Source organism: Azospirillum sp. B506 (assembly GCF_000333595.1).
In the GTDB taxonomy this organism is placed as follows: Bacteria; Pseudomonadota; Alphaproteobacteria; order Azospirillales; family Azospirillaceae; genus Azospirillum.
The window spans coordinates 21,885-28,034 of record NZ_BADK01000491.1 but is presented as its reverse complement, the minus strand read 5'-3'; the positions used below and the strand labels follow the sequence as shown (position 1 = coordinate 28,034).

General features: G+C 55.7%; 5 protein-coding genes and 2 pseudogenes. All 7 read right to left on the bottom strand.

The genetic code is table 11. The features are described from left to right. Window positions 1-64: 64 nt before the first annotated feature. The 7 genes and pseudogenes from I71_RS14810 to I71_RS14785 all read right to left on the bottom strand — a co-directional run bounded on the left by I71_RS14810 (window position 65) and on the right by I71_RS14785 (window position 6,047). Window positions 65-475 (bottom strand): transposase, encoded by a 411-nt coding sequence (locus I71_RS14810; protein WP_042695617.1) that lies wholly within the window; start codon window positions 473-475, stop codon window positions 65-67. A 71-nt stretch (window positions 476-546) separates the two neighbouring features. Beyond that, window positions 547-846 (bottom strand): annotated as a pseudogene (locus I71_RS14805) (IS630 family transposase); the annotation flags it as partial. Between the two features lie 46 nt (window positions 847-892). Then, window positions 893-2,113: an IS256 family transposase gene (locus tag I71_RS14800; protein WP_042695615.1), complete on the bottom strand. Its 1,221-nt coding sequence runs from the start codon at window positions 2,111-2,113 to the stop codon at window positions 893-895. 59 nt (window positions 2,114-2,172) lie between these two features. Next, window positions 2,173-2,397, bottom strand: a pseudogene (locus tag I71_RS41015) (helix-turn-helix domain-containing protein); the annotation flags it as partial. 186 nt (window positions 2,398-2,583) lie between these two features. Next, window positions 2,584-3,852, bottom strand: a complete 1,269-nt coding sequence (locus tag I71_RS35990; protein WP_083897177.1) for a radical SAM protein — start codon at window positions 3,850-3,852, stop codon at window positions 2,584-2,586. A 429-nt stretch (window positions 3,853-4,281) separates the two neighbouring features. Beyond that, a complete protein-coding gene (locus I71_RS14790; RefSeq protein ID WP_042695613.1) occupies window positions 4,282-5,367 on the bottom strand; it encodes a radical SAM protein in 1,086 nt (361 codons plus the stop codon). 29 nt (window positions 5,368-5,396) lie between these two features. Continuing rightward, complete coding sequence (locus I71_RS14785; RefSeq protein ID WP_211098387.1) at window positions 5,397-6,047, bottom strand: cyclopropane-fatty-acyl-phospholipid synthase family protein; 651 nt, start codon at window positions 6,045-6,047, stop codon at window positions 5,397-5,399. Window positions 6,048-6,150 lie beyond the last annotated feature (103 nt).

The following is a 6,150-nucleotide window of genomic DNA, read 5'->3' as shown; positions in this document are numbered from 1 at the left end:
CAGCCTTTGCGCATGTCAGTGTGTCCGCTGGCCAGCCACACCCGCACGCCACTCGGCACCGGGATCATGCCAGGGCACCGACGACGGCCGCCGCCAGAGCCGGATCGACCGGCCCTTCCAGACGCAGGCGTGCCCCGCTGGGCAGGATGACCTCGAGGATCGCCGGGCTCGTGGTCGGACCCGCTGGAGGCGGCAATGGTTCAGGGGGCTCCACCGCCGGCGGGTCGATTACGGTCGGCTCCGGGGTGATGGTCACTGCGACGAAGCTGGACGGTTCGGCCACGGCGGTCCCGCTCGCCTTCATCAGCCCTCGCCAGCGGTATAGCAGACTTTCGTGCACGCCCAGCCGGCGGGCAGCTTCCGTCACCACCACGCCGGGGCAGAACGCCTCCTCGACCATTCGGACCTTCTCCGCCGGCGTGTAATTTCGCCGCCGCTCCGTCCCCGTCAGAACCTCGACCCGCTGATAAGCCATGACGTTTGCAACTCGTTTGCGTCCGCGCAATGACGCGCCACGCAAAACTCAGACGTCGGACCCTATTTTGCCAAGGCGGCACTCACCGGAGGCGTACGGTCCATATAGAGGCCGACGATGTCCTCCACCTTGGCGGCGAAAGCCGGATCGTTGGACCGCTTGAAGGTGCGCAGCCGATGCGGTTGGAGCCGGTTGGCTTCCCAGATGCGCTGCACGGCGCGCAGGCTGATGCCGACGGCCTTGGCCACCGCTCGGCCGGTCCAGTGTGTCACGGCGCCCGGTGGTTCCGAACAGGTCAGCGCCAGCACCTTGGCCACGGTGGCGGTCGGCAGCGGTGCCCGGCCGGGTTTGCGCGTCTTGTCGCGCAGCAGCGCAGGGAGTGTCCGAAATTTCGTGCTCGGCGGGGCGGGTTGAGTATCAGGCGTTCATCGCCTTTGCGAACCGCTCGCCGAAGATGACGGCCATCTGCGCCTTGGCGGCCGTCCATTCGCGCGGCGGCATCTTCCAGTCTTTCTCGGCTCGGTTCAAGACGAGAAACAGGAGCTTCAGGGCGGCCTTGTCATTGGGGAAATGCCCCCTGGCGCGCACCGCCCGGCGCAGCTTGGAGTTCAACGCTTCGATGGCGTTGGTGGTGTAGAGGATGCGCCGGACCTCGCGGGGGAAGGCGAAGAAGGGAATGACCTCCTGCCAGGCCCGCCGCCACGCCTTGCCGATGGCCGCGTACTTTGTGCCCCAGGGACCGTCCTCGAAGGCGGTCAGGGCCGCCTCGGCGGCCTTGTCGTCGACGGCGTCATAGACCGCCTTCAGTGCGGCGGCGATGGCCTTGCGGTCCTTCCAGGATGCGAACTCCATGCTGTGGCGCAGCAGGTGGACGATGCAGGTCTGGACGATCGTCTCGGGATAGGCGGCGGCGATCGCCTCGGGAAAGCCCTTTAGCCCATCGACCTCGGCCAGCAGGATGTCCTCGACGCCCCGGTTCTTCAGCTCGTTCAGGACCCGCAGCCAGAACTTGGCGCCCTCGTTCTGTTCGATCCACAGGCCGAGCACCTCCTTGGCACCGTCGGCCCGCACGCCGATGGCCACATGGATGGCCTTGTTGCGCACCAAGCCTTCGTCCCGGATCTTGACCCGGATGGCATCCAGGAACACCAACGGGTAGATCGCCTCCAGGGGCCGGTTCTGCCAGGTCGTCACCTCCTCGATCACCGCGTCCGTCACCGTGGAGATCAGGTCGGCCGACACCTCGATGCCATAGAGCTCCCGCAGGTGCCCAGTGATCTCCCGCGTCGACATGCCCCGCGCGTACAGCGAGATGATCTTCTCGTCGAAGCCGGGGAAGCGCCGTTGGTACTTGGCGATCAGCGCCGGGTCGAACGTTCCCGTCCGGTCGCGAGGAATCGACAGGTCCATCGATCCGCCCTCGGTCAGCACCGTCTTGCGACCGTAGCCGTTGCGGCGGTTCCCGCTCTCATCGCCGGCCAGATGATGATCCAACTCCGCCTTCAGCGCCCGCTCCGTCAGCGCCTTCTTCAACTGGTCGAGCAGGCCGTTCGGATCAAACGCCGCCTTGGCGTCAGCACCAGCCAGCAGCTGGTCGAGGATGGCATCCGGGATAACGGGCTCTTTGCGTCGTGCCATGCAGGGGCTCCTTTCGCTTCAGGATAACCCCGCCGAGCACGAAATTCCGGACACTCCCGCAGCGCATCCACGCCTTGTTCGGCGTAGCGCACCTGCCAACGCCAGACCGCCGGGCGGCTGACACCGGCCCGGCGCGCCACCTCCTGCACCGGCAGCCGCTCGGCCGAGAGCACGATGATGTTCACCCGCTGGACATGCTTGTGCGGGAGGTTGCGGTCGCCGAGGAGCGCGGCCAAACGCGCGCGATCCTCTGCTCCAACGATGACGTTGACGGTCTGGGCCATGCCGACAGAATCGCACACCAGCAGCCCGCTGTGAATCCTATGTCTGCGTCAGTGCACTAGCCGCCAAACTGTCCGGAAAACAGGGTCCACTTCACACCTTGCCACACCAACTCAGGAGCACGGCACCCGATAGAGAACAGAGAGAGTACTCTCTCCATTTCCCATTTTCTCAGGAAATCGCACCTTTTACCAACGGCGAAGCGTAGACACGATAGACGTGAAAGGACGAGGAGCCTCGCCGTTGGCACGTTGGCGTTTCACTTCCCGCCAATTGGCCTGGCACCCGCTGCAGTACTCCGGCTCCTCTTCCATATAATCCCGCAAGTATTTTTGCATCGTCTCGCTTCTCCAGATATCGGAGAAATGATTTATCTTGAGGTCAGAGTATCCCATAAGGTCTGGGGTCCAGCTGACGCAACATGGCGTAAGATAGCCGTCGAAATTTATCCCCATCACGCGCCATGGAGCTGTGCAAATCTCTTCATCTGGCGGTGGTCCTAAAGTATTTGAGAATGAATACTTAAGATTTTCAAATTTTCTGAAATTTTCATGAGCAAGAATATTGAATATACTCATTCCATCTTTATCAAGCTGTCCATCTTTAGTGTCAAATTCTTGGAAAGGAGAAAAATTCACCCTGAATTTTCCCACACCATCAAGCCATGACAGAGTATTTTCCAAATCGTACAAATTTGATTTGCTAACCGTTATATTAATAACATTATCTATGCCAGATTCATGCAGAAGTACTGTAAAATTTTTCAATTTTTCAATATTTGTTCCTTTTCTCAACTTGTCAGCCAAGCTCTGAGACAGAGTATCCATAGACAACGTGAGGCCACTCAAGCCAAGCTTGACCAAATTCTTAAAATAATCAACTCCGCGTGTGAGGCCATTCGTCGTAGTCCAGATCGTTCCAAAACGACCTCTTTGCCGAGCATGGTCGATGAACTTGTCATAATCCGGCAGCAGGCTGGGCTCACCAACGCCGTGCAGGATAAGGCCGCTACCATCCGGAAGATGATCAAGCATTCGGCTGTACGTATCGAATGACATGTGCTTATCAAGCCATTGATCGTTACGTATTCCAACAGACCGGGAACAGCCCTCGCACTTCAGGTTGCACAGCGTCGTGACTTCGATCACGAAGGCAAGATAATTTCGCCCTGGAAGGAGCGCTGCATTGAACAGATTCGTGAAGCCTTGATCGACCAGTTCAAATTCCAGTGAGGACTTAGCCAATCCAGTGAAGACAACTACGGCATCCCGGGGAGCCGATGCGAGGAAATCCTCGAAGGAAAGGCTATCCATCGTATTCTTCGGAAAAAGCGATGGATTCTCGCACGGAGGAAGGATTTTGATACGCGTAGAAGAGCGCGTATCAATCAAATAAATCATCCTGTTCCGTGGCAGTTCCTTCTCATCATAAAGATAGCGGATCACTGTCTTTGACATGGAAACCTCTCATGAATACTCTGAGCAGCCTTCCTGTGTGAAGACGGCCTAGTACCACAGCCGTTTTCGGAAAAGCTAGCAACGCCGCCGTTTCGCGGCTTTTTCAACCCGACCAAGCACAGTGCCATATCCAAGAGGACCTTCACATCCCTACTCCAACGAACGACCGATGGACCATGCGACCTTTCCATTTGCAACACTCTCGTGGAGTAGGAAAACGCCTTCGGCCAAGATTCCTCACATTGGCGACCCCTCTGAATTATCCTTCAGCAGCATCAGCTTGCCGCCGATCCAAGAAGGCAGAAGGGTCGTCATCGTATCAATTCGCTCTAACAACATGACAATAATTTCCATGACTAACTTGCCGCTTCAGGAAACTTTCAGTTTTTAGCCATGAAAAGAGAAGGGGGAATGCCCTTCTGCGACTACTTAAATGAAATTAATGTGCCGTGGCGGATTGTTCAAGTGGCTAAGATACTGATTTATATAGTGCTGACGACAGTTGCTCTCACAGTCCTTATTGACATCAATCGTTTCAATTTTTTCCTGTACTTCCCAATATCTTTCGCTTGAAACGATATCCGCAAACGGCGTCTCGATGACATTCCCCATCAGGAACTCATCGCGCCGGACATCAAACCAATGGCCGCAAGGAAAGACGCTTCCGTCGGCGCTGATTGCCATGAGGAACTTAGTTCCGAAACAGACCGGGTAATCTTTCATGCCCCCGTTCATCAGCTTCGCGAACTTCGGAATCACAGTGTATGATTTGTTGCTGTAAGTCTTTGCTTCTTCAAAAATGCTACGTTGCTCGACATACTCATCGGTCGGCGAATCGAGCAACTTGTCGCTTGTGTCAGAGCAAGGCTTAATCACGAAATAATCAACACCCAACTCTGCTCCAAGCTTGGCAAGAGGGACGACCTGATCAAAGTTTTGTTTGGTCATCACCATTTGCAAACCGATTGTGCAGTCGTATCCGCCCGCTTTGCGCGCTTCAACCAATGCACGGGTATTGGCAATCACCCGGTCCAACCCATCGATCTGGTGAATCAGCCGGAAGGACTCTGGGGTGGCCGCAGAGATGTTGATCCTCAACCACGTCAGACCGCGAAGCAATGTATCGATCCGGCTCCGATCAATCCTTAGCCCATTAGTCGCAAGGCTGAGATCAAGCCCGATGGAACGGGCATAATCCACTGCATCGTAGAGGGCTGGATTCAGGGTGTTCTCGCCCTCGCCGATCAAGGCGATCGAGCGCACACCAATATCCTTGGCGTTCTGAAACGTGCGAAGGATCGCCTCCTTCGGCATGTTGAAGACGCCCTTCAGATTAGTTCCGTAGCCGGTCCGGCCCTGGATCACGCCATAGCAATAGGTGCAGGCCATGTTGCACCCTTTGCTGATACCCATATCGATGTGCAGCGGAGCGATCCGTTCACCCTTCTGCCATTGAACGACCCGGTCAAGGTGCCAATGCAGTTTATGCCCATCCATGTTGAACTGATCGCTCATCACTTTTCCTCCGCCATGACTGTCATTGATCACTTGACGCACAGCGCCATCAGATAGTGGGCCAACTTGTCGAAACCCGTATGCAGCATTTCGTCATTCATTGAAAAGAGAAAAACCTGAGAAAAGTGGCCGCGCAGAGTTTCCTTGAAACGATCCGGCGTGAAGAGGTTGATATGCCCCATATTGCTGCGCTCTGAAGCATAAGCTTTTGCATATTCACTTGGGGTGCCGATGATTGCCACGCCTTTATCGGTCAGTGCATTCCGGCAATTATCCAGGAACTTGTCGGTCAAATGCGGTTCGATATGCTCGATCACGTCGATGGAGAGCAACCCATCGGCGACGCCCTGCAGATCGCTGGTCAAGAAATCACGGCATTCGAATGTCACCCGCTTTTCTCTACCCGGTCGAATCCGAGCCAAAGCCGGCTGAATTACGTTGTGAGCATATTTGATTTGGCTCTCATCAAAATCATAGGCGAGGATGTCAGCCTCGGTGTCGGCAAGAAGCATCATCGTTCCGAGGCATTCACCACACCCGACTTCCACGATTCTTGTGGAGTTACTCAACATTTTGCAGCAGAATTTGTAACGAGATGTAATAAATGAAAGCCGCTTGGCATCGGTTAGTGCAATTTCTGTATATATCGGCCCAAGTGGAATTTGGAAATCGATGTTCATTGCAGCAACCTGATCCCAAACATCCTTAGTCGTAGACATTTTCTTCTCCTGTCGTGCTATTCTATGAGCACGGATCGATTCAGAGATTGATATCGCAGCGGGT